The organism is Citrobacter sp. Ce104, assembly GCF_030334595.1.
Classification (GTDB): Bacteria; Pseudomonadota; Gammaproteobacteria; order Enterobacterales; family Enterobacteriaceae; genus Citrobacter; species Citrobacter europaeus.
The window spans coordinates 865,744-886,996 of record NZ_JAOWDP010000064.1 but is presented as its reverse complement, the minus strand read 5'-3'; the positions used below and the strand labels follow the sequence as shown (position 1 = coordinate 886,996).

Annotated in this window: 22 protein-coding genes and 1 tRNA gene; 16 read left to right on the top strand and 7 right to left on the bottom strand. The window is 51.7% G+C overall.

Annotation, left to right across the window (positions count from 1 at the left end; genetic code table 11):
• Window positions 1-236: 236 nt before the first annotated feature.
• Complete coding sequence (dkgB, locus tag OGW16_RS14750) at window positions 237-1,040, top strand: 2,5-didehydrogluconate reductase DkgB (RefSeq protein ID WP_286518568.1); 804 nt, start codon at window positions 237-239, stop codon at window positions 1,038-1,040.
• A gap of 21 nt (window positions 1,041-1,061) precedes the next feature.
• Here the strand turns inward: dkgB and yafC are convergent, their stop codons facing one another.
• Entirely contained in the window at window positions 1,062-1,976 is a 915-nt protein-coding gene (yafC, locus tag OGW16_RS14745) for a DNA-binding transcriptional regulator YafC (RefSeq protein WP_043015219.1), read from the bottom strand.
• A 104-nt stretch (window positions 1,977-2,080) separates the two neighbouring features.
• Between yafC and OGW16_RS14740 the strand changes: the two genes are divergently transcribed.
• From OGW16_RS14740 to OGW16_RS14730, 3 genes are all read left to right on the top strand, one after another.
• Complete coding sequence (locus OGW16_RS14740; RefSeq protein WP_043017844.1) at window positions 2,081-3,256, top strand: MFS transporter; 1,176 nt, start codon at window positions 2,081-2,083, stop codon at window positions 3,254-3,256.
• 131 nt (window positions 3,257-3,387) lie between these two features.
• Complete coding sequence (locus OGW16_RS14735; RefSeq protein ID WP_008783770.1) at window positions 3,388-4,188, top strand: endonuclease/exonuclease/phosphatase family protein; 801 nt, start codon at window positions 3,388-3,390, stop codon at window positions 4,186-4,188.
• Window positions 4,189-4,264: 76 nt separating this feature from the next.
• A complete protein-coding gene (locus OGW16_RS14730) occupies window positions 4,265-5,035 on the top strand; it encodes a class I SAM-dependent methyltransferase (protein ID WP_200007658.1) in 771 nt (256 codons plus the stop codon).
• A 49-nt stretch (window positions 5,036-5,084) separates the two neighbouring features.
• Here OGW16_RS14730 and mltD read toward each other — a convergent pair whose 3' ends face one another.
• Both mltD and gloB read right to left on the bottom strand, forming a co-directional pair.
• On the bottom strand, window positions 5,085-6,443 hold the full coding sequence (gene mltD / locus OGW16_RS14725) for a murein transglycosylase D (RefSeq protein ID WP_200007656.1): 1,359 nt from the start codon (window positions 6,441-6,443) through the stop codon (window positions 5,085-5,087).
• Window positions 6,444-6,514: 71 nt separating this feature from the next.
• Complete coding sequence (gloB, locus tag OGW16_RS14720) at window positions 6,515-7,270, bottom strand: hydroxyacylglutathione hydrolase (RefSeq protein WP_286518567.1); 756 nt, start codon at window positions 7,268-7,270, stop codon at window positions 6,515-6,517.
• Window positions 7,271-7,303: 33 nt separating this feature from the next.
• On the opposite strand from gloB, the gene OGW16_RS14715 reads away from it, so the two are divergent.
• Entirely contained in the window at window positions 7,304-8,026 is a 723-nt protein-coding gene (locus OGW16_RS14715; RefSeq protein WP_043015223.1) for a class I SAM-dependent methyltransferase, read from the top strand.
• Here the strand turns inward: OGW16_RS14715 and rnhA are convergent.
• Window positions 8,023-8,490 carry a ribonuclease HI gene (gene rnhA, locus OGW16_RS14710; RefSeq protein ID WP_043015224.1) on the bottom strand — a complete coding sequence of 156 codons (468 nt, stop codon included), beginning with the start codon at window positions 8,488-8,490 and terminating at the stop codon, window positions 8,023-8,025. The genes OGW16_RS14715 and rnhA overlap by 4 nt on opposite strands.
• A gap of 64 nt (window positions 8,491-8,554) precedes the next feature.
• Between rnhA and dnaQ the strand changes: the two genes are divergently transcribed.
• Window positions 8,555-9,283: a DNA polymerase III subunit epsilon gene (gene dnaQ / locus OGW16_RS14705; protein ID WP_087051711.1), complete on the top strand. Its 729-nt coding sequence runs from the start codon at window positions 8,555-8,557 to the stop codon at window positions 9,281-9,283.
• A gap of 133 nt (window positions 9,284-9,416) precedes the next feature.
• A tRNA-Asp gene (locus OGW16_RS14700) sits at window positions 9,417-9,493 on the top strand.
• Window positions 9,494-9,646: 153 nt separating this feature from the next.
• Here OGW16_RS14700 and OGW16_RS14695 read toward each other — a convergent pair.
• A complete protein-coding gene (locus tag OGW16_RS14695; RefSeq protein WP_043015226.1) occupies window positions 9,647-10,165 on the bottom strand; it encodes a FidL-like protein in 519 nt (172 codons plus the stop codon).
• Window position 10,166: 1 nt separating this feature from the next.
• Window positions 10,167-10,850, bottom strand: coding sequence for a winged helix-turn-helix domain-containing protein (locus tag OGW16_RS14690; RefSeq protein WP_223306669.1), 684 nt, complete (start codon window positions 10,848-10,850; stop codon window positions 10,167-10,169).
• A gap of 750 nt (window positions 10,851-11,600) precedes the next feature.
• Between OGW16_RS14690 and OGW16_RS14685 the strand changes: the two genes are divergently transcribed.
• The 9 genes from OGW16_RS14685 (at window position 11,601) to OGW16_RS14645 (ending at window position 20,704) form a co-directional block, all read left to right on the top strand.
• The gene (locus OGW16_RS14685; RefSeq protein WP_006685982.1) at window positions 11,601-12,149 is read left to right on the top strand and encodes a fimbrial protein; all 549 of its coding nucleotides are present in this window, start codon (window positions 11,601-11,603) and stop codon (window positions 12,147-12,149) included.
• A gap of 69 nt (window positions 12,150-12,218) precedes the next feature.
• Window positions 12,219-12,767: a fimbrial protein gene (locus OGW16_RS14680; protein WP_043015228.1), complete on the top strand. Its 549-nt coding sequence runs from the start codon at window positions 12,219-12,221 to the stop codon at window positions 12,765-12,767.
• A gap of 41 nt (window positions 12,768-12,808) precedes the next feature.
• Entirely contained in the window at window positions 12,809-15,280 is a 2,472-nt protein-coding gene (locus OGW16_RS14675; protein WP_286518566.1) for a fimbria/pilus outer membrane usher protein, read from the top strand.
• Window positions 15,281-15,306: 26 nt separating this feature from the next.
• Window positions 15,307-16,083 (top strand): fimbrial biogenesis chaperone, encoded by a 777-nt coding sequence (locus OGW16_RS14670; RefSeq protein ID WP_043015230.1) that lies wholly within the window; start codon window positions 15,307-15,309, stop codon window positions 16,081-16,083.
• A 12-nt stretch (window positions 16,084-16,095) separates the two neighbouring features.
• Window positions 16,096-16,701 carry a fimbrial protein gene (locus tag OGW16_RS14665; RefSeq protein WP_043015231.1) on the top strand — a complete coding sequence of 202 codons (606 nt, stop codon included), beginning with the start codon at window positions 16,096-16,098 and terminating at the stop codon, window positions 16,699-16,701.
• The gene (locus tag OGW16_RS14660) at window positions 16,698-17,762 is read left to right on the top strand and encodes a fimbrial protein (protein ID WP_043015232.1); all 1,065 of its coding nucleotides are present in this window, start codon (window positions 16,698-16,700) and stop codon (window positions 17,760-17,762) included. Before OGW16_RS14665 ends, OGW16_RS14660 begins: the two co-directional genes overlap by 4 nt.
• Before the next feature lie 9 nt (window positions 17,763-17,771).
• Window positions 17,772-18,314 (top strand): fimbrial protein, encoded by a 543-nt coding sequence (locus OGW16_RS14655; RefSeq protein WP_075145168.1) that lies wholly within the window; start codon window positions 17,772-17,774, stop codon window positions 18,312-18,314.
• Between the two features lies 1 nt (window position 18,315).
• Window positions 18,316-19,983, top strand: a complete 1,668-nt coding sequence (locus tag OGW16_RS14650; protein WP_075145167.1) for a PglL family O-oligosaccharyltransferase — start codon at window positions 18,316-18,318, stop codon at window positions 19,981-19,983.
• 1 nt (window position 19,984) lies between these two features.
• On the top strand, window positions 19,985-20,704 hold the full coding sequence (locus OGW16_RS14645) for an EAL domain-containing protein (RefSeq protein ID WP_286518565.1): 720 nt from the start codon (window positions 19,985-19,987) through the stop codon (window positions 20,702-20,704).
• 15 nt (window positions 20,705-20,719) lie between these two features.
• On the opposite strand, the gene OGW16_RS14640 is transcribed toward OGW16_RS14645, so the two are convergent.
• A complete protein-coding gene (locus OGW16_RS14640; RefSeq protein WP_075145166.1) occupies window positions 20,720-21,130 on the bottom strand; it encodes a Spy/CpxP family protein refolding chaperone in 411 nt (136 codons plus the stop codon).
• Window positions 21,131-21,253: the final 123 nt, after the last annotated feature.

Here is a 21,253-nt window from a genome sequence, read left to right as displayed (position 1 = left end):
CGGTAGTTCAGTTGGTTAGAATACCTGCCTGTCACGCAGGGGGTCGCGGGTTCGAGTCCCGTCCGTTCCGCCACTTATTAAGAGCCCTGAGCATTAGCTCAGGGCTTTTTCTTTGCCTGCATCTAATTATTGCTGAATCCGCAAAAATCCTCTGCATTTATCACTCTTTTTCTATAAAGAACTGATGGTCATAATCCTCTTAGTTAACGAACATAGTGATTAAAAAGAGGAATTCTATGACTATCCCTGCATTCGGTTTAGGTACTTTCCGCCTGAAAGACGACGTAGTTATCGCTTCTGTTAAAACGGCGCTTGAGCTGGGCTACCGTGCTGTCGACACTGCGCAAATCTATGATAATGAAGCGGCTGTTGGTCAGGCGATTGCCGAAAGCGGTGTACCGCGTAACGAGCTGCATATCACCACCAAGATCTGGATTGAAAATCTTAGCCAAGACAAATTGATCCCAAGCCTGAAAGAAAGCCTGAAGAAACTGCGTACAGATTATGTCGATTTGACGCTGATCCACTGGCCATCTCCAGGCGATGCGGTATCTGTTGAGGAGTTCATGCAGGCGCTGCTTGAAGCCAAACACCAGGGGTTGACTCGTGAAATTGGTATCTCAAACTTCACCATTCCGTTGATGGAAAAAGCCATTGCCGCAGTAGGCGCAGACAATATCGCGACCAACCAGATTGAGCTGTCTCCGTATCTGCAGAGCCGTAATGTGGTCGACTGGGCGAAGGCGCACGGTATCCACATCACCTCTTACATGACGCTGGCTTACGGTAAAGCACTGAAAGATGAAGTGATTGCGCGCATTGCCGCTAAACATAACGCAACCCCGGCGCAGGTTATTCTGGCATGGGCAATGGATGAAGGTTACTCCGTTATCCCTTCTTCTACCAGGCGTGAAAATCTGGCAAGCAACCTGCTGGCGCAGGATTTGCACCTGGATGCCGAAGATAAAAAAGCGATCGCGGCACTGGATTGCAACGATCGCCTGGTTAGCCCGGAAGGCCTCGCTCCTGCCTGGGATTAATTGCCCAATCCTTTGTACTCTTTAACCCTCTTTCACAGCTCCTTCGGGAGCTGTTCTTATATATTCACTTAAAAAATCTATAAATGCCCTAATACGTGTACTGACCGCACGATCGCTGTAGTAAACGGCGCTGAAAGGCATTTCTACTGGCAGACGCTTATCCGCCAGCAGTTCCACCAGTTCTCCCTGCGCGATCTCTTTATCAATCATATAATCTGAAAGACATGCGATACCGTTACCACTCAGACAAAGCTGTTTTAACGTTTCCCCACTGTTGGAAGAAATCCCACACTCGACCTCATGGAGCTGTCCGTCACTACAGGCAATCGGCCAGGTATTGAGTGAAACGGGTTCAGAAAATCCCAGACACAGATGCTGTTTTAACTGTTCTACGGTCTCTGGCTTGCCAAAACGGGCAATATAGTCCGGTGAAGCGATAATCTTACGATAGCTGGTAAATAACGGACGTGCACGCAGACTCGAGTCAGTCAGCGTACCTGCTCGTATCGCGACATCCACTTTTCGTTCAATAAGATTGATGAACGTTTCTGAGGAGACAAGAGACAATGTCATCTCGGGATACCGCTCACGGAACGGTTTGATCAACGGCATCAGGAAATGCAGCATTACCGGCGTTGCCGCATCAATACGCAGCAGACCGCGCGGGGTATTGCGTGACTCCATGATTTCTGTTTCTGCTGCTGCCATTTCTTGCAGTATCTGCTGCACACGCCTGAAGTAACGCTCTCCTTCTTCAGTGAGGCTCAGTTGTCGGGTCGTGCGATTAAGCAGACTTACGCCCAGCTTCATCTCCAGCTTTTTTACCGCCCGACTGACCGCGGAATTAGCCTGACCGAGCTGTTCTGCCGCCCGACTGAAGCTGCCGCTTTCCACAACGGCCACAAAAATCGCAAGTTCTTCTGAGGTTGCCTTCATTTTTGCACCTGACGCAAAATTATATTGAGATTTTGAATATTTTTGTTATTAAAGCATCCCGGCATACTGCGTGTCATCTGATTACTGATGTTACGGAGTTATTTATGCCTCTCGCTTTATTTGCACTAACAATAAGTGCCTTCGCTATAGGCACGACTGAGTTTGTGATTGTGGGCCTGGTGCCGACCATCGCTCAACAACTGGCGATCTCGTTACCTTCCGCCGGGATGCTGGTTTCAATCTATGCGCTGGGTGTGGCGATTGGTGCACCGGTACTGACCGCTCTGACTGGCAGCCTGCCACGCAAACAGTTGCTGGTTGCGCTGATGGTTCTTTTTACGGCGGGGAATTTGCTGGCATGGCAGGCACCCGGGTATATGACACTCATTGTCGCTCGTCTGCTGACTGGGCTGGCACACGGCGTATTCTTCTCGATTGGCTCTACTATCGCGACAAGTCTGGTGCCAAAAGAGAAAGCGGCTTCCGCCATCGCCATTATGTTCGGCGGCTTAACGGTGGCGCTGGTAACCGGCGTACCGCTGGGTACGTTTATCGGTCAGCACTTTGGCTGGCGTGAGACTTTCCTGGCAGTATCAATGTTAGGCGTGATTGCGCTGATTAGTAGCCAGCTACTGATCCCGGCTAACATTCCCGGTCGGGCTGCCGCCAGCATTCGCGACCAGGTGAAGGTGCTGACTCATCCTCGTCTGTTGCTGATTTACGCCGTTACGGCGCTGGGCTACGGCGGCGTGTTTACTGCATTTACCTTTCTGGCACCGATGATGCAGGATCTGGCGGGATTCTCCCCGGCAGCAGTAAGCTGGATCTTACTGGGTTACGGTGTATCAGTCGCTATCGGCAATATCTGGGGCGGTAAGTTGGCGGATAAGCATGGTGCGGTTCCGGCGTTGAAATTCATTTTCGCCGCGCTGTTTGTTCTGCTGATGGTCTTCCAGGTGACAGCCTCCACGCAGTACGCCGCGCTGGCTACCATTCTGGTTATGGGGATCTTTGCCTTTGGTAACGTACCGGGGCTACAGGTCTACGTGGTACAGAAAGCGGAACAATTTACGCCTAATGCTGTTGATGTGGCCTCAGGGCTGAACATTGCGGCGTTTAACATCGGTATTGCACTGGGTTCAGTGATTGGCGGACAAACGGTCGAGCATTATGGTTTGGCGCAGACACCGTGGATTGGTGCACTCATTGTTCTGGTGGCTTTCCTGCTGATGGGGCTCAGTGGTCGTCTTGATAAGCCCACGCGCGTTGCTCTGGGGTAAATCACTGATGTAAGCGCCCACTTACAAAACAAACTGCAATTGTTCGTTGAAAGTGAGTGCTAAAATCCCTATAACAGAAGAACCAGTCCGGCTGCGGACTGGTTGACGTTACAGAGGTTTGAAAGTCTAAAGTGCGAAAAAACACCTATGCCATGCGTTATGTTGCCGGACAACCCGCCGAGCGGATTTTACCGCCGGGGTCGTTTGCGCATATTGGCCAGGCATTACCTGCAGGCGTACCGTTAAGCAGTGAAGATCGCATTCGCGTGCTGGTATGGAATATTTTTAAACAGCAGCGCGCAGAATGGCAGTCGGTGCTGAAGAATTTTGGCAAAGACGCGCATCTGGTGTTATTGCAGGAAGCACAAACCACGCCTGAACTGGTGCAGTTTGCGACCGCTAACTATCTTGCTGCCGACCAGGTTCCCGCCTTTGTGTTGCCTCAGCATCCCTCTGGCGTCATGACGCTCTCTGCTGCCCATCCTGTTTACTGTTGTCCATTGCGCGAGCGTGAGCCTATTTTACGGCTGGCGAAATCGGCTCTGGTAACGGTGTATCCGCTGCCTGACTCTCGGTTATTAATGGTGGTGAATATCCACGCGGTTAACTTTAGCCTTGGCGTTGATGTTTATAGTAAGCAGTTACTTCCCATTGGCGATCAGATTGCTCATCACAGCGGTCCGGTGATCATGGCCGGTGATTTTAATGCCTGGAGCCGCCGACGGATGAATGCGCTGTACCGCTTTGCGCGTGAAATGTCGCTGCGCCAGGTGCGCTTTACCGACGATCAGCGCCGCCGCGCGTTTGGTCGTCCTCTCGACTTTGTGTTCTATCGCGGTCTGAACGTGAGTGAAGCCTCTGTGCTGGTCACCCGCGCCTCCGACCACAACCCGCTACTCGTTGAATTCAGTCCCGGCAAACCTGAACAATAACGGTGTGTCAGGTCTGCCGTAGGGCAGGCCTGTGATGGTTGCCCTTCCTATTTCACAACAACCGAAGGACAACACAATGACAACACGCTCTCACCATGACAATGTCGAAAAACAGTTTGGCTCTCAGGCGAATGCCTACTTAACCAGTGCGGTGCACGCCTCTGGCCGTGACTTGCAACGTCTGGGGGAAAGGTTGTCGGCATTTCCGCGAGCCCACGTTTTGGATATGGGATGCGGAGCGGGGCATGCCAGCTTTGTGGCCGCGCAACACGTAAAGCAGGTAGTGGCGTATGATTTATCCTCGCAAATGCTTGAGGTGGTCGCTGAGGCGGCAAAAGGCAGAGGTCTGGATAATATCGCCACGCGGCAGGGATATGCCGAAAGTCTGCCATTTGAAGATAACGAATTTGACGTGGTGATTAGCCGTTATTCTGCGCATCACTGGCATGATGTCGGTCGCGCCCTGCGGGAAGTGAACCGCATTCTGAAGCCCGGCGGTGTGCTGATTGTGATGGATGTGATGTCGCCGGGCCATCCTTTGCGTGATATCTGGTTGCAAACTGTAGAAGCGTTACGCGATACCTCACACGTACGCAACTATTCCAGTGGAGAGTGGCTGTCGTTAATCAACGACGCTAACCTGATTGCCGATACTGTGTTAACCGATCGTCTGGCGCTGGAGTACAGTTCGTGGGTGGCGCGGATGCGCACGCCTGCAGCGTTGAGCGACGCGATTCGCGTATATCAACAAAGTGCTTCTGCACAAGTGAAAGCCTACTTTGCGTTACAGGAGGATGGCTCATTTACCAGCGACACGATAATGGTTGAGGCACATAAAGCGGGATAAATAAAAAAGGCACTGGGGGGAAACCAGTGCCTTCATTTCTACAATGCTATCAGGAGTCCGGCATGTCGTTGCTTTTCACAAACAACGTTAGCTGATCGCCAGGCTGTAGATTATTCGTATCGCTGTTCCAGCGCATCACATCCTTGATGTTAACCCCGTGGCGTTTGGCAATGCTCGACAGCGAGTCGCCTTTACGCACACGATAGGTGATGCTATCGCTGTTGTTCGCCAGACGCTGTGCGCTGGTACCTGCGCCCACGGTCAGATTCTGGCCCACTTTCAGCGACGACCCGCGCAGATTATTCCACTGCTTAAGGTCATTGGTGCTCACGCCAAGACGTGAAGCGACGCCAGAAAGCGTATCGCCAGAGCGAACTTTGTAGCTACGGCTGTTCAGCGGCGTGTTATCCGCAACCAGCGTTGACTGCACGGCTGCAATTTCGCCTGAAGCCAGAGACTCACGCAGCTTCTCTGCATGTTTCTTTGGCACCATCACATATTGCGGGCCGCTGGCACCCAACGTGGAGCCTTTCACGCCGGCATTGAAGGTCTTCAGCTTGCTGACGGAAATCCCCGCCATATCCGCAACCTGAGCCATTTCAACCGGGCTACTCAGGCGAACACGCGCCAACGCGCGGCTTTCGTCTGTTGTTGGCAGACGCACGCCATAGCGTTTGCTGTTTTTGAGTATATCGCTCAATGCCAGCATTTTGGGCACGTATAGCTTCGTTTCCTGAGGCAATGGCAACGACCAGAAGTCAGTGGGTTTTCCACGGGCTTTGTTCGTTTTAATTGCCTTCATGACACGACCTTCACCGCTATTATAAGCAGCAACGGTCAGCAGCCAGTCGCCATCAAACATCTTGTTCAGACGCTGCATCATGTCCAGTGCGGCGGTGGTGGAAGCCACAACGTCGCGACGTGCATCATAATTGCGGGTCTGTTTTAAACCATAATTGCGCCCCGTGCTCGGAATGATCTGCCAAATACCTGCGGCATTGGCGCCAGACGTTGCGTGAGGATCAAAAGCGCTCTCCACTATGGGTAGTAGTACCAGTTCCATTGGCATGTTACGTTTCTTAACCTGCCCGGCTATCCAGTACATATACGGCTCTGCCCGTAAAGTTACATCGTGGAGATAGCTCTTATTGCGTAAATACTTCTGTTTCTGTTCGCGAATCCGGTTGTTTTCCGGAATTCCCATCTTTAGCTCGTCACCAATGAAAGCCCACAAATCTTGATCAGCAGCGATAGATGTTCCGTCGTCCATCCATCGCGCCTGACTTGTAAACTTTCCTGCTTCCCCTTGACCAGCTGCAGAAAGGCTCTGTGCGTGTTGTTGGACGTTACCAGTATTCTGGCACCCAACAAGCAGGACAGAGGCGAGTAATATCGCTTTTGCCTTCATGTGTGTGTCAATAGTTGCTTAAAAGACGACCGATCATAACGGCGAAGTTTTCAAAAGGCAACCCGGAATTGTCAGAACGTATCTTTCTTTGACCTTAACCAGGCAAAACGCTCTTCAGGTTGTTGCAATATTGTTTCTTTGTTGATTTCATCAATTAAATCAACATCTTCTGTTCTCAAAAAAAGATTAATTCGTCGCTCATTTTTCAGAGTTACGGGTAGTGTCATTTGTTTTTTTACGCGTAACTCATTAACTTTACGATAATATTCATTTATGAACGAATCGTGCGGCAGAATGCTTAAAGCAAACTTCATATTTGCTAATGTGTATTCATGTGCGCAACAAATCAATGTGTCGTCAGGAAGTGAGTTTAGTTTTTTAAGTGATTGATACATTTGGGATGGGGTGCCTTCAAAAAGCCGACCGCAGCCTCCGGAAAAGAGCGTGTCGCCACAAAACAGATAAGGCTGACTAAAGTAACAGATATGTCCTAAAGTGTGACCCGGAGTGGCAATTACCGTAAATTCATGCCCCAAAACGAGTGCAATATCGCCATCTTCGACTATATGCGTCGTTCCCTTATCTTGCGTTTCAGCCGGTCCGTATACCACTATGTGTGGGAAATGTTGCAGTAGCTCTTTTACGCCGCCCACGTGATCCTGATGATGGTGGGTCAGCAGAATGGCTTCGGGAACCCAGTTATGTTCTGCAATGGCTTTCAGCACGGGAGCTGCTTCACCCGGGTCCACAATCAGACAATGTTTGTCATTATTCGACAGGACCCAGATGTAATTGTCCTGAAATGCAGGAATACTGTTAAGATTCATAGATTACCTCTCAATGCGTAACGGAAGGTTGTGATGAAACCGGCAAGGATCCCTCAAACTGTCGTAGCGCCCGTTAGCTGGGGTGATTTACCCTGGGGCGAACACTATCGTCAGGCGCTGGAGCATCAGCTTAACCCGTGGTTTGCAAAAATGTACGGATTTCATCTGCTTAAGATTGGTAATTTAAGCGCAGAAATCGATTCTGAAGCGTGCGCGGTTTCTCATCAGGTAAATGTTTCTTTGCAAGGCTCTCCCATACAGGTAACGGCCGATCCTTTACATCTTCCCTTTGCCGATAAGTCCGTAGATGTCTGTTTGTTAGCGCATACGCTACCGTGGTGTTCCGATCCGCATCGCCTACTGCGTGAAGCCGATCGCGTGCTGATTGATGACGGTTGGTTGATTTTGAGCGGCTTTAACCCGTTAAGCCTGATGGGACTGCGTAAGCTGGTACCCATATTGCGCAAGACATCACCCTATAACAGCCGGATGTTTACCCTCATGCGCCAGTTGGACTGGCTCTCATTGCTGAACTTTGAAGTGCTGCATTACAGCCGTTTTCATGTCCTGCCCTGGAACAAGAAGGGTGGGAAAATGTTAAGCGCCCATATTCCTGCACTGGGCTGTTTGCAACTGGTGGTTGCGCGTAAGCGAACCATTCCGCTTACGCTCAATCCGATGAAACAAAATAAAAGCAAAGCGCCTATCCGCCAGGCCGTTGGCGCTACCCGGCAATACCGTAAACCGGACGCTTAAGCCTCAGCCTGATATCCAATATCATCCTGAGAGGGACGCATGGCTGCGGCGCGCGCAAGCTCATCGCAGCGTTCGTTTTCCGGATGGCCCGCATGGCCTTTAACCCATTCCCATTTGATTTGATGCGGCCCCAATGCGGCATCAAGACGTTTCCACAGATCGACGTTCTTCACCGGTTTTTTATCTGCTGTTTTCCAGCCACGCTTCTTCCAGTTGTGGATCCACTGCGTTATGCCCTGGCGCACATACTGGCTGTCCGTGCTGAGTATCACTTCACACTGTTCTTTCAGCGCTTCCAGCGCAACGATTGCCGCCATCAGCTCCATGCGATTATTGGTGGTGAGGTTGTAGCCTTCGCTAAAGGTTTTTTCGCGCCCGCGATAACGTAAAATCGCCCCATAACCACCTGGCCCTGGATTTCCCAGGCAAGAACCATCGGTGAAAATTTCTACCTGTTTAAGCATCTCTGGTAGACTTCCTGTTTTAGCAAATCGAAATCAAACGATAAGTCTGACATAAATGACCGTTATGAGCACTGGAATTACACGACAGATCGTCCTCGATACCGAAACCACCGGTATGAACCAGATTGGCGCCCACTACGAAGGCCACAAGATCATTGAGATCGGTGCGGTTGAAGTGGTCAATCGCCGCCTGACCGGAAATAACTTCCACGTTTATCTGAAGCCGGATCGGCTGGTGGATCCGGAAGCGTTTGGCGTACACGGAATCGCAGACGAATTCCTGCTTGATAAACCTACGTTTGCCGATGTAGCCGATGAGTTTCTCGACTACATTCGCGGCGCGGAACTGGTCATCCATAACGCATCGTTCGATATCGGCTTTATGGATTACGAATTCGCTAAGCTCAGGCGGGATATTCCGAAGACGAACGAATTCTGCAAAATAACCGATAGCCTGGCGCTGGCGAGGAAAATGTTTCCTGGCAAGCGAAACAGCCTTGATGCGTTGTGCTCGCGCTATGAGATAGACAACAGTAAACGAACCCTGCACGGCGCATTGCTCGATGCCCAGATTCTGGCCGACGTTTATCTGATGATGACCGGTGGGCAGACCACGATGGCGTTTTCAATGGAAGGTGATAGCCAGCAGCAGAATGACACGGGGATCCAGCGCATTGTCAGACCGTCCAGCAAACTACGCGTTGTTTTTGCCACTGATGAAGAGTTAGCGGCTCATGAGTCACGTCTTGACCTGGTGCAGAAGAAAGGCGGAAGTTGCCTCTGGCGGGCATAGTTTGTACGTTTACCGTAGGAAAATGGCCATTCGGGCGATTTTTGCAGCAAACGATTAAAAACGTGAGAAAAAGCGTTGACGAGGTGCGAGGCAATCCGTAATATTCGCTTCGTTCCCAAGCGGAACACAACGCGGAGTGGTAGTTCAGTTGGTTAGAATACCTGCCTGTCACGCAGGGGGTCGCGGGTTCGAGTCCCGTCCATTCCGCCACTATTCAGAAAGCCTGAATCAGAAATGATTCAGGCTTTCGTCGTTTCAGCCCGCAAAAAAATTCCATTATCACGCCTTATATCGACCGCGCTTGTGCTTTCGGGCGGGCAACACATCAGGTCATCCTTAACCCGACGCATATCCAGAAGGCGATCAACCCGCGAAGTGATTCATCACGCAGGCGAAGCGGGGTGAAAAGTTATCGCCGATAAGAACCGTTTCCTCATTCAGGTGTTTTAGCATATACAGCTTGTCAGCACGTTCGTAAGCGTCGAAGAAAAGATAATCGATGGCATCCGTTGCTTCATCATCCGGGGATTTTTCGCGTCCGTCGGGGGTGAGCATAAAAACGCCGGCGGTATGGCCGAGCGGACGGGCATAGCGAAAGAATAGTTTACGGTTAACAGCAAACTCGCCGTCATCACTTTTGAGTTTCCCTTGTACTGACAATGAGAGGTGCCCGGAGTTGTAGCTGGTAATCAGCATTATTCCGTGGAGTTCCTTTTTGGTATTTTGGATGTCGAGTATCGACGTGAATTCCGAAGAACAGGAAAAACTGATTTCTTGTTTTTTCGCATTCCCGATAATAATAAAAAAAGCGATAGCCGCCAGCCCAAGAATGGCAATTACGACTGACCATAGTAAAGGAGAGTGATCGCTTTCCTGCTTCATATCATTCCTCATGGTGGCGATACTGGCTGATGCAATGGTAATAGCCGAGGTTTAGCCCGCATTCAGCGGCAAACGACCACTCAACCAGATTATGGTTGCTCGCCCAGGTATTAAGGTACAGATCTTTTGGGTGCGAACAGTCGGGGTTGATACCTACGGACTTGAAAATATCCAGCGCTTTTTTTTCGGTTATGGTGTCAGTGAGAGCGTTTCCTAATATATGTACACGGCATTGCTCGTAGTCAATTGTTCGCAGGATCGCCGCGTCCGTCATGGCAATTTCATTGGGTATCCATGTTAACCACGCTGTCGCTACTACGGCGATGCCGGTAATTAACGCTGTTATCGCGACAGGCCACCGGTTTCGTTTCTTTTTGCTGGGCGTCGATGCAACATGGGCAATTCTGGTAGGCGCTTGTGCTTCTTCCAGTAGCTGAATATTGATATTGGCGTCGCCCATCCGAAATCCCATACGCGGAATGGTGACGATGAGTTCTGCAGGATGGCCCGTAGACGTTATTGCTTTGCGCAGAAATGAAATGTGCTGGTTGAGATTCGCATCCGTCGCTCTGGCGCCATTATGCTGGAAAACATTCAGCAGAATTTCATCGCGTGAGGATATCTCTTTACCATTTTGCAACAGATAGAGCAGTAATTGTGTTGCCGCATTGTTCAATGTGGCCATTTCACCAGATGCCAGGTCTTTTAGGGTATTTTTATGTGGTCTGAAAACTAAGCCATCACCAATAATTACGGATTTAATTTTGTTTATTGGTATATGAGAAATCACTGATGTCTCCTTTAAAGCAGGATATCTCGCATTCGAGTGGGGGAAGCAATAGCATAACATAATTCATTTATAAAAAATGGTTGTACCATAGATCGCTTTATTAATATTTATATAACAATCCTTTAATATCTCTTATAGACACCGCCAATCTCCTTCCCCTCATTCACTATCTTATTGTCATTACTCGCTTTTGATATCCAATTTCATTTTTACAAAACTTTCATAAATACATTTTGCCCATTATTTGGCATAAATAAAAAAATATTTGATAGATAAAAACTCTATAAAAACTATTAATAATAGATATTAACACTGACTTTTGCGTGTTTTATGGCGATTTTTTAGGTAAACGATCGGTCCTCAGACAGTGTTACAACACGATTCCCTGAGTTTGATTAATACCGGATTTTTGCATTGTGTCATTTTTTCGTCGACTTAATATAAGCCCCGAAACAGCGTAAACACCTGTGGACGGTATTTCGGATGGAATACCAATGAAGTTCAAAATACGGGGTGGCTTGAGATGGATTGTTTGCAAGGATATGCACTACCGCCGCCTGCAGATCAGGGTTTCCCTTGCATAAATTGTTTGCGGAAATAGATCGTCGGAATAACCAAAAAACAGATATAAGGTTAAGTAGTAATATGAAAATGAAAAACGTGGCTGTGGCCTGTGCGCTGATGGCGGGAATGACTTTTACTGCATCTTCTGCTTTCGCTGCAAAAAATGTTGAACCGACTAACGGTAAAATTCACTTCACTGGTTCTCTGGTTAATTCCGCGTGCGGTCTGGCCCCAGAATCCAGCCCGGTGCAGGTAAATTTTGGCGAAATCCCAACTTCTCAGTTAAAAGACAACCAACGTGCTGGCGTTAAGCATGCCAAAATCGTTCTGCAGGGCTGTGATACGACCGTTGCAAAAACGGCTACCGTGACCTATACCCCGGCAACAATTGATTCCGATAACAACGCGCTGGCTGCGTTCACCTCGGGTACTGCAAAAGGCGCGGGCATTGGTATGGTTGACAGTGGCAACCAGGACGTGGAATGGGGCAAAGCGGCCTCTCAGGTCAACATTACCGATGGCGAAACCGACATTGATTTCGTCGCTTACCTGCAGGCAAACAACGCATCTGCAGCGGTAACGCCGGGTGATTTCGAATCCACCGTTAATTTCCAGATCGACTACCAGTAACGATCTGCTGCGGGCGCAATTATGCGCCTGCTTAACCCTTCCTGCGAATAACTGAAAGGAAATGCGGTGATGCCTGGATGGCGTATTTTACTGCTTTTTATATTCATATCGCCTGCATGGGTTTTGGCTGACACCCATCGTCTTGTCAGTACGCCCGGCAAAATGCGCATGCGGGGAAATATTATTGAGGCTGCCTGTTATGTCGATCCACGCGACCGGTCGCTACTGGTTGAATTTGATGACCTCTCTGCCAGAGATATTTCCGGAAAACCTGAAAAAGTATCTGCGCATGATTTCAGCATTCATTTGCTGGGATGTTCATTAGGGGATTCTCAACACCCCGGGAATCTGTTCCAGCGCGCCAATATTACCTTTTCCGGCGCAGCGGATAATGACAATCCTGATTATCTGAGCGTGCAATCGGAAACTGAAAATTTAGCAATAGAAATATATGACGGCAAAGGACAGCAAATTCATCTGGGCAAGCCATCACCGGACTATCTGCTTAACCCAGGAAAAAACACGCTCAACTTTACGGCTTATTTGATCTCGCGCGACGGAAGAATGACATCCGGCGAATTTACTGCGGTCACGCATTTTGTTGTGAATTATCTCTGAGCTGCACTGCAATTCGGGTATCTGAAGGTTTGCGAACGAAAATGATCACGCTGAAAACAGATAAAAAACGTCTGGCGCTTTTTATTGCTCTGGTCTGTGCCTCTTCATTGGTTGAAGCGGATGAGGCCATTGAATTTAATACCGACGTGCTGGATGCCAGCGACAGGCACAATGTCGATTTGCAGCGTTTTTCCGAAGGCAACTTTGTGACTCCCGGAGAATATCTGCTGGATGTTCGTATTAACAGCCAGGAGATTCCTCAGCAGTCGATCCGTTATATCGTTGATCCTGCCAACCCGCATAAATCCATGGCGTGTCTGACGCCGCAACAACTCGAATTACTGGCGCTCAAGGAAGAGGCGCTAACCTATATTCATCCGATTAGCGCGACCTGCTATGACATTTCCCGTCTGCCGGGTGTGGTGCTGAATAATAGCGCAGGCGTGCTGGATATTACCGTGCCTCAGGCATGGATGAAATATACCGATCCTGACTGGACGCCGCCAGAACGCTGGGATAACGGCGTCGCGGGGCTGATTTTTGACTACAGCGTCTCGGGCCAGGCCACACATTACGAGCAGGGCGGGGATCGCTATCGCTCTCTGTCCGGCTATGGGCAGACAGGCTTTAACCTCGGCGCGTGGCGTTTTCGCGGCCAGTATCAGGCCAATTACGCTTCGGATGATAATCGTGGCCGTATCGACTGGGATCAGATTTATACCTATCGCCCGTTACCGATGCAGGCTGCAAAACTAACGGTCGGCGAAATCTATCTGAATTCTCAGGTTTTTGATTCGGTGCGTTTCACCGGGGCGAACCTCGCCAGCGACGAGCGTATGCTGCCACCGAATTTGCAGGGCTACGCGCCCGAAGTGCACGGCATCGCCCGCAGTAATGCGAAGGTCACCGTCAGCCAGCAGGGCCGTGTTATCTATCAAACTACCGTTCCTGCGGGGCCATTCAACATTCAGGATCTGCACGGTTCGGTACGCGGCACACTGGATGTTCGCGTCGAAGAGCAGGATGGCAGCGTACAAACCTTTCAGGTTAATACGGCTGATATACCTTACCTGACGCGCCCGGGCTATGTTCGCTACAACGCCGCGGTCGGTAAGCCATCGCGCTATAACCATGATGTTCAGGGGCCTGCGTTTTATAGCGGTGATTTCTCCTGGGGGGTCAGCAATGCGTGGTCGCTGTACGGCGGTGCGTTGCTCACTGGCGATCGTTATAACGCCTGGTCGATGGGAATTGGTCGGGATTTGAGCTGGCTGGGTGCGCTGTCGGCTGATGCGACGCAATCCGTGAGTCGTGTGAAGCATCAGGATGAACAAAAAGGGATGTCCTTTAAGCTCAGCTATGCCAAAACCTTTGATGAGTACAACAGCGCCATCACCTTTGCCGGTTACCGCTTCTCACAGCGTAACTTCCGGACTTTTTCGCAGTTCCTCGACGAGCAGTATGAAAATAACAATAGCGCTGGCAGCGAAAAAGAGATGTACACCATCACCGGCAACAAAACCTTCTTTGCCGACGATACGCATTTAGCGACCACGCTGTACCTGACCTATACCCACCAGAACTATTGGGATCGCGGTTCGCAGGATCGTTATGGGTTATCGATGGGACACAGTTTTTCGTTCGCTGGCATTCAGGGCGTCAGCGCCAACCTTGCGGCTTACCGCTCTGAGTATCAGGGCAAACGGGACGACAGCCTCTCGCTTTCAATTTCGGTGCCATGGAGCGATGGCCGCTCTATGGATTATGAATTGCAGAACAGCGGCAACCAGACCAGCCAGATGGTTTCGTATTCAGATAACCGCGACCGTAACAATCCATGGCGTTTGCGCGCAGGGGTTTCCGGTGAAGGACACACGGCGTTTGATGGTTATTACAAGCACCGCAGCATGATGGCGGAACTGGAATCTAACGTCAGCTGGCAGCAATCACGCTATTTCTCCGTTGGCGGCACGATGCGCGGCGGCTTTACCGCGACGCGTCATGGCGCGGCGCTGCACAACAGCCAGGCGTCAATGAACACTGCCAGGGTGATGGTTGATACCGATGGTGTGGCGAATGTGCCGCTGAACGGCGAACAGGCGCACTCAAACCGCTTCGGTATTGCCGTGGTACCGGACGTTGTCAGTTATCACAGCTTTGATACCCGTATCGATGTGGACGCAATGGACGAGGACATTTCCGCGACCAAAGCCATCATCACCAACACCCTGACGGAGGGGGCGATTGGCTACCAGCGTTTTGCCGTGGCGCAGGGGCAAAAAATGATGGCGCTGCTGCGCCTGAAGGATGGTTCGGTACCGCCGTTTGGCGCCGAAGTGTTTAACGCCAACGGCGTCAGCGTCGCCATGGTGATGGAAAACGGCATGGCCTGGATTGCGGGTGTGAATCCGGCCGAGCGTCTTTCTGTTGCCTGGGCTGGCCGTGCGCAGTGTCACTTACAGGTGCCGCAACAAATCAACCCGGAAGGTAACGTGCTGTTGCCTTGTGAATAATTTCAATAACCTGAATGAATTTTGTCATGAATAATCAAGCTTTTTACTCCGTGCAGCGTTGGCTGAAACCCGTGGCCTGCGGCCTGCTTTTTATTGCAGAGATCAACGCCTCATGGGCAGGTATCGCGCTCGACCGTACCCGCATGATCATCACCGGTGATGCGCGATCTGTCAGTGCGAACTTAACCAATACCAGTCCGAGCATTCCATTCCTGGCCCAGTCGTGGGTGGAAGACGCCACCGGAACAAAAATTACCTCGCCGCTGATGGTCTTACCGCCGCTGCAACGAATTAACGGCGGGCAAAAGGGGATTGCCCGGGTGACGAAAACCAGCGGGATTAACGCTCTGCCCCAGGATCGCGAGAGCCTGTTCTACCTGAACGTTCGTGAAATTCCGCCAAAGCCGGATAAGCCGAATGTGCTGCAACTGGCGATGCAGTCGCGCATCAAATTGTTCTACCGTCCGACTGCTATCGTGCCGGAAACACCTGGCGCCGTGTGGCAAAACCAACTGGTCTTTCACAAACAGGGCCAGCGCTGGAGTGTGGACAACCCAACGCCTTATTTTGTCACCTTAATCGGCTTAAGCCGCAAGCCAGAAACGCAGGGCGGCGGCAGATTGACCGACTTCCCAGGCGTTATGGTTTCACCAAAATCCTCTCTCGATTTCAGCGTGAACGACGGCAGCGTCAGTCAGTTCAGCATGATGTACGTGAACGATTTTGGCGGCCATCCCGAACTGAAATTCAGCTGCACAGGCAATGTGTGTAAAGCATTGCCGATGGAGCAGCAGCCCCGGTAACAGGAATCGTAAATGAAAAAGATGCTTTGCGCCCTACTGATGGCGGGTATGGCCTGCCAGGCTCAGGCTACCAGTGGTCGCCAGGATATGAGCAACGTGTCCGGCGAGTATGGCAACGTCCGCTTTCATGGCCGGGTCTACGTTTCGCCGTGCGTGCTGGATATGGCTTCACGCGATCAGACCATCAATCTTGGTGATATTTCCGCCAGTCGGTTTCGCCAGGGCGGCGATCGCAGCGAGCCGGTGCTGGTTACGCTGTATCTGAACGGCTGCTTAAAAGGTTCCGGCCACACCTTAAGGGATTTCCCCGGACAGACCAGCGAAATGCCTGAGCTGGCGCACAGCACGGTGGAACGCGGCGTTTCGATGACGCTGATGGCTGAAGGCGCACCGGAAAACAGCGATCTGGGTCGTATTCGCGGTGATGTGCGCGGCGCGGGCATTCGGTTACTGACCGAACGCAACCAGTTGCTTCACCTGAACCAACCGCAACGCATGTGGATCCTCAAACCGGGCGATAACGCGATCCACTTTCTGGCCGCGCTGGAATCTTTTGGTCCAGAGGTGACCGCCGGAGAATTTAACGGCCTGGTCAGACTTAAGCTGGAGTATCTATGAGCATATTGCGCAACACACTGCTGTGGACGGCCCTGGCTGGTTGTCCGCTGGCCGGGCAGGCATTCACACAGGGGGAAGGTGAGCCGCAGGGAGGATCGCCGCATCAGTACGATATTGAACTGAACTCGCTGGATGTCAGCAAAAACCACGTGGGCGGCAGAACGGAGCCGTTCCCGTGGAATCTGGGCAGTTGGTATGTAGTGGATTTTCACTGCGAACAGGCTGACATCTCCCGACAACCGATTTACTACACCACCACGACCACGATGCCGCCTTCCAATCAGGGGGCGAACCGTTTTCGTCTAAACGAGTATCTGGATGTGGAAGTACAGGTGTGGGTCGCCGGGCGTTATAACAACTACGTTCAGGCGCCTTTTACCAATTTTTCAAATCGTTACAACGATCATAGCTGCAAAAAGCGCAAAGGCTACGAGCGGGCTACCAACATAGAAAGTGGTTCAAAAGGGAAAGTGACGTTTATTGTCACTAAACCCATTATTAATGGCATCAATATTACCTCCCAGTCGCTGGTGGAGGTTGCCGGGCGCCTGGGGGATGCTGGCCCTACGCCGACAACGCCAATTTCCCGCGTGGTGATTAAATCCGGGCTGATTACCGTACCGGACAAATGCACCTTCAATCGGGGAGACAAAATCAGCATTGAGTTTGGTGATCTGCCTGGATCCGCTACAAAGCTCAACGGCACCAACTACAGCAAGCCAATCCCTATACATGTGGTGTGTGAAGGCGGCAGCTTCGATCAGGGCGCACTGAATATCAATCTTGGCGTGCAAACGACCACGGCCTCAGGCACGGCGGGATTTAACGGTAATCTCCTCGGCACGTTAAGCGGCGGACAAAAACGCGACGATCTCGGCATTATGCTTAAAGACGAGAGCGGCGGCGCCGTCGTGCCCAATCAATTCTACAACGTGAAGGGGTTTTACCAGAATCAGGGCGACTGGAATCTCACCGCCGCACCGGTGGCTAAGCCGGGCGTGGGAAGCGTTAAGGAAGGTGAGTTTGAAGCCTCAGCCACCGTTGTTGCGCAGTTTCAGTAGGGGGATGCCATGAGATTTACGGCGTTAATCGCGACCGGAGTGCTACTGCTTGGCGGCACGGCGCAGGCCGATACCAAACTGGTCGGCGGCGATATGTATTTTCACGGCACCATCAGAGCGCTGGCCTGCAGCCTGGTCCCCGGTGGCGACAAAATCGAGGTCGATTTCAAGCAAATCGCGACGCAGGATCTCTATCTCTCGGGGCGCAGTAAGCCAGAAAAATTCAGTATCCAGTTACGCGACTGCAACCCTGAGGTTTTTCGCGGGATCTCGGTTACCTTCAGCGGTCGTGAGGATGCGGAGCTGGCCGATCATCTGGCGCTGGATAGCAGTGAACAAGGCGGCGCGTCAGGGATCGGTATTGGGATGAGCGAAGAGGACGGCACGGCAATCCGCCTTGATGAGAGCACGTCAGTCAAAGAGATAACGGAAGGCTCGATGACGCTGAATTTTTTGGCGTGGGTCGCGGCGGAGCCATCGGCGATAAAAAATCAGTCTCTCGAATACGGTCCGTTCAGCGCCAGCGGGACCTGGATACTGAACTACCAGTAGCATGATGAACGCACTGAATCGTATTGCGCCGCTGCCTGCGCAAAAATTATTGCTCGGTATTAGTCTGTTTTTCTGGTGCGGGGCAATGCATCTCTACTGGCCGAATAACGGCGGCAGCGGTCTGTCGTTACCGCTTAATATCACGAGCTGGATCTACGCCGTTGTGCTGGTTGCATGCGCATCAGTGCTGGTGCCTCATCAACGCTGGCGCATCACTGTACCTGCCACGGGGTTTACGATGGGGGCGCTCATTCTGACGCTGCTATGCCTGCTGACGCCTGATGTCTGGCAGTCCGAGGCCCTGCTGGTCGCGGGAGCCTTACTGGGAGGCGTTCTCGTCTATTTGGTGACGGTGCAAATTCCGCTTGCGGCACGATCTCTGACGACACTGCTGGCCTTGCTCTGGGGGGCGTGCGTCATCGAATGTCTGGCGTTTATGTATCAGTACTGGCATTGGCTGGGCGTTGATTACTGGGAGTTTGCCTGGCGGCGCAGCACGCGGCCCTACGGTATTTTTCAGCAGGTTAATCTGATGGCCAGCTTCACGGCCTGTGGCGTACTGCTGTCAGCCACGCTCTTTTTACGCCTGCGCGACGGGTATCGAATTGTCATCGGGGTTGGCCTGGTGATGATGGGATTTGTGCTGCATGAATCCCAGTCGCAAACCGGTTACCTCTCTGTGGCGGTTGGTGAAGCGCTGCTGTTGATGGTTTTCCCGACGCAGCGCCGTCCGTTGTTGCTACTCCTGTTGCCGCTGGCGTCAGGCATGGCGGCGGGGTCGCTCGCCCGCCATTTTTTGTCCGTCGCTACGGTCGATCACTTCACCACTTCCCAGGTGCGCTGGACGGTGCTCAAAACGTCGCTGGCATTATTTGCCGAACGCCCGTGGACGGGGTGGGGCGTGGGCAGCTTTGCTTCTGTGTTTCTCGAACGCGCGGGGCCATTGGGGCTGAGCAGTATCTCGCATCCGCACAACGAACTGGTGTTATGGCTGGTGGAGGGCGGTCTGGTTGGGCTGGTGGGCGCGCTGTGTTTTATTGCGAGTGGTTTCTGGCTCTGGAAGCATGGGAATCGTTGGCGTCGCGCCTGTCTGGTGGCGGCGCTGCCGGTGGTGATTCATATGCTGACGGAATACCCCGTCAGGCAGTCAACGCCACACTGGTTACTGCTGATCCTGCTGCTTCGTTGCGCAGACCTCCCGTTAAAAGGGGCTCGCCTGACGCTTACGTCAACGTCGTTGTTGCGCGGACTGGCACTGATCTCGTTTTTGGCCTTCACACCATTGTTGCTTCTCTCGCTGCGCACGCAACAGCAATTGACGCTGGCGGAGCGGCAGTCAGCGCAGTGGCGTCTGGCTGAGTCGCTCCCTGTGGGAGGCTGGCTCCTTGCCACTCGCTACCGGTTTGATGTCCAGATGGGATATCTGCAACGCTATCAGCGCTCCCGGGATGCTCACTGGCTGGAAGCGGTCCGCCGCTGGGCGCCTGACTATGTGCGTGTTCACCCCGATCCGAACGTCTCTTTCACGCAAATCTTACTGGCGTTGCAGCAACGCGACCTGGTCGAGGCGCATCGTCTGGCGAGGCGCTTTTACCTGACGTATCCGAACGATCGCCGTATCCCGTGGCTGCAGGATGCACGACGTCCTTTTAATCAAAAAATGGAATGATATGAACAGACTCAGCGAACAGGCCCGCTATGTACCAGAGCTTCCCCGCAACGCCGAACTGCTGCGGATCACCGGGATCCGTTTGCAACGCATTCATTTTTTTGATGATCCATCGCTGGATGTCTGCGAGGTGTTAAGCCAGGTACGTACGCCGCTACCACTGGATCTTTTTTTCAAGCATCTTTCCATCACGGCAAAGCAGCAGCTATTCCTGTGGCAAATGCGGCGGGTGCTGGCACTCTCAGGAAGCTTTTCGCTGAATTTATCCGTCAGGATGTTGACCTGCCTGCCATGGATTGCGCAGCTCGCCCGGCAGGCGCATCAGGGGCGGATTGTTATCGAGATTCAGGATCCAGGCACCATGATGCGCCTGGAAAAGGCAGAACAGCAGACCGTATGCATGGCCGTAAAAACCCTGATACGCCATGGTTTTCGCGTGTGGTTGGATGACGTTTCACCCGAGCTATTTTTTGTCTGGCGGCTGTCTGGCATCCGTTTCGATGCCATCAAAATTGAAAGCGAAATGTTTCATCAGTTCAGGACATCAGAGTGGCAGTTGAGGGTACTGGTCAATCAATTTCGCGGGCTGGGAGACCGGGTTGTTGTCGAGGGAGTGGAAACGCCGCAGGATTATGCCATTTGCCGCATGAGCGGCGCAGACGCGGTGCAGGGATTTATGTTTGAGCAAGAAGTCTTACCGAAAAGCCTGAACCATTGCTGATTCAGGCTCTGGTCATTACTCGCTCAGCGTCTGTGCGATATCTTTTTGCACCTGCTGGCGCTGTGCTGGGGTCAGCACTTTGTTCAGATCAAAATAGTATTTCACGCGATAATAACGTGCCTGTTGTTCGATGTTGCTGAACGCAGAAAGCTGTTTCTTGACGGCAGCTTCATCCCATTTCCCGGACTTGATGACGTCAATCAACGCGCCGTCTTTAACATCTTTCACCGAAATCTGGCTAACGTTGGTTTCAAGCTGCTGGTGCAGTTTTTTAATCTGCGCAACCTGGTCGGTGCTTAACTTAAGGTGCTGAACTATCGGATCCTGGGCGGGAGCCGGAACATTAGATGTCGTTGCTGCAAGCGTGCTAAAAGAAGCGCCAGCCACGGTAACTGCCAGCAAAGTCATGCGTATGAAGTTCTTCATTATTGAAATCCTGATAAGGGAATTATCGACATTGTCTGCCACTCGCTGGTTACGAGTGATTATCCTTTGCAGAATACGATGCCCGCCGCATGTCGCCACGCGAATTTGTTTTGCGGTTGGTTA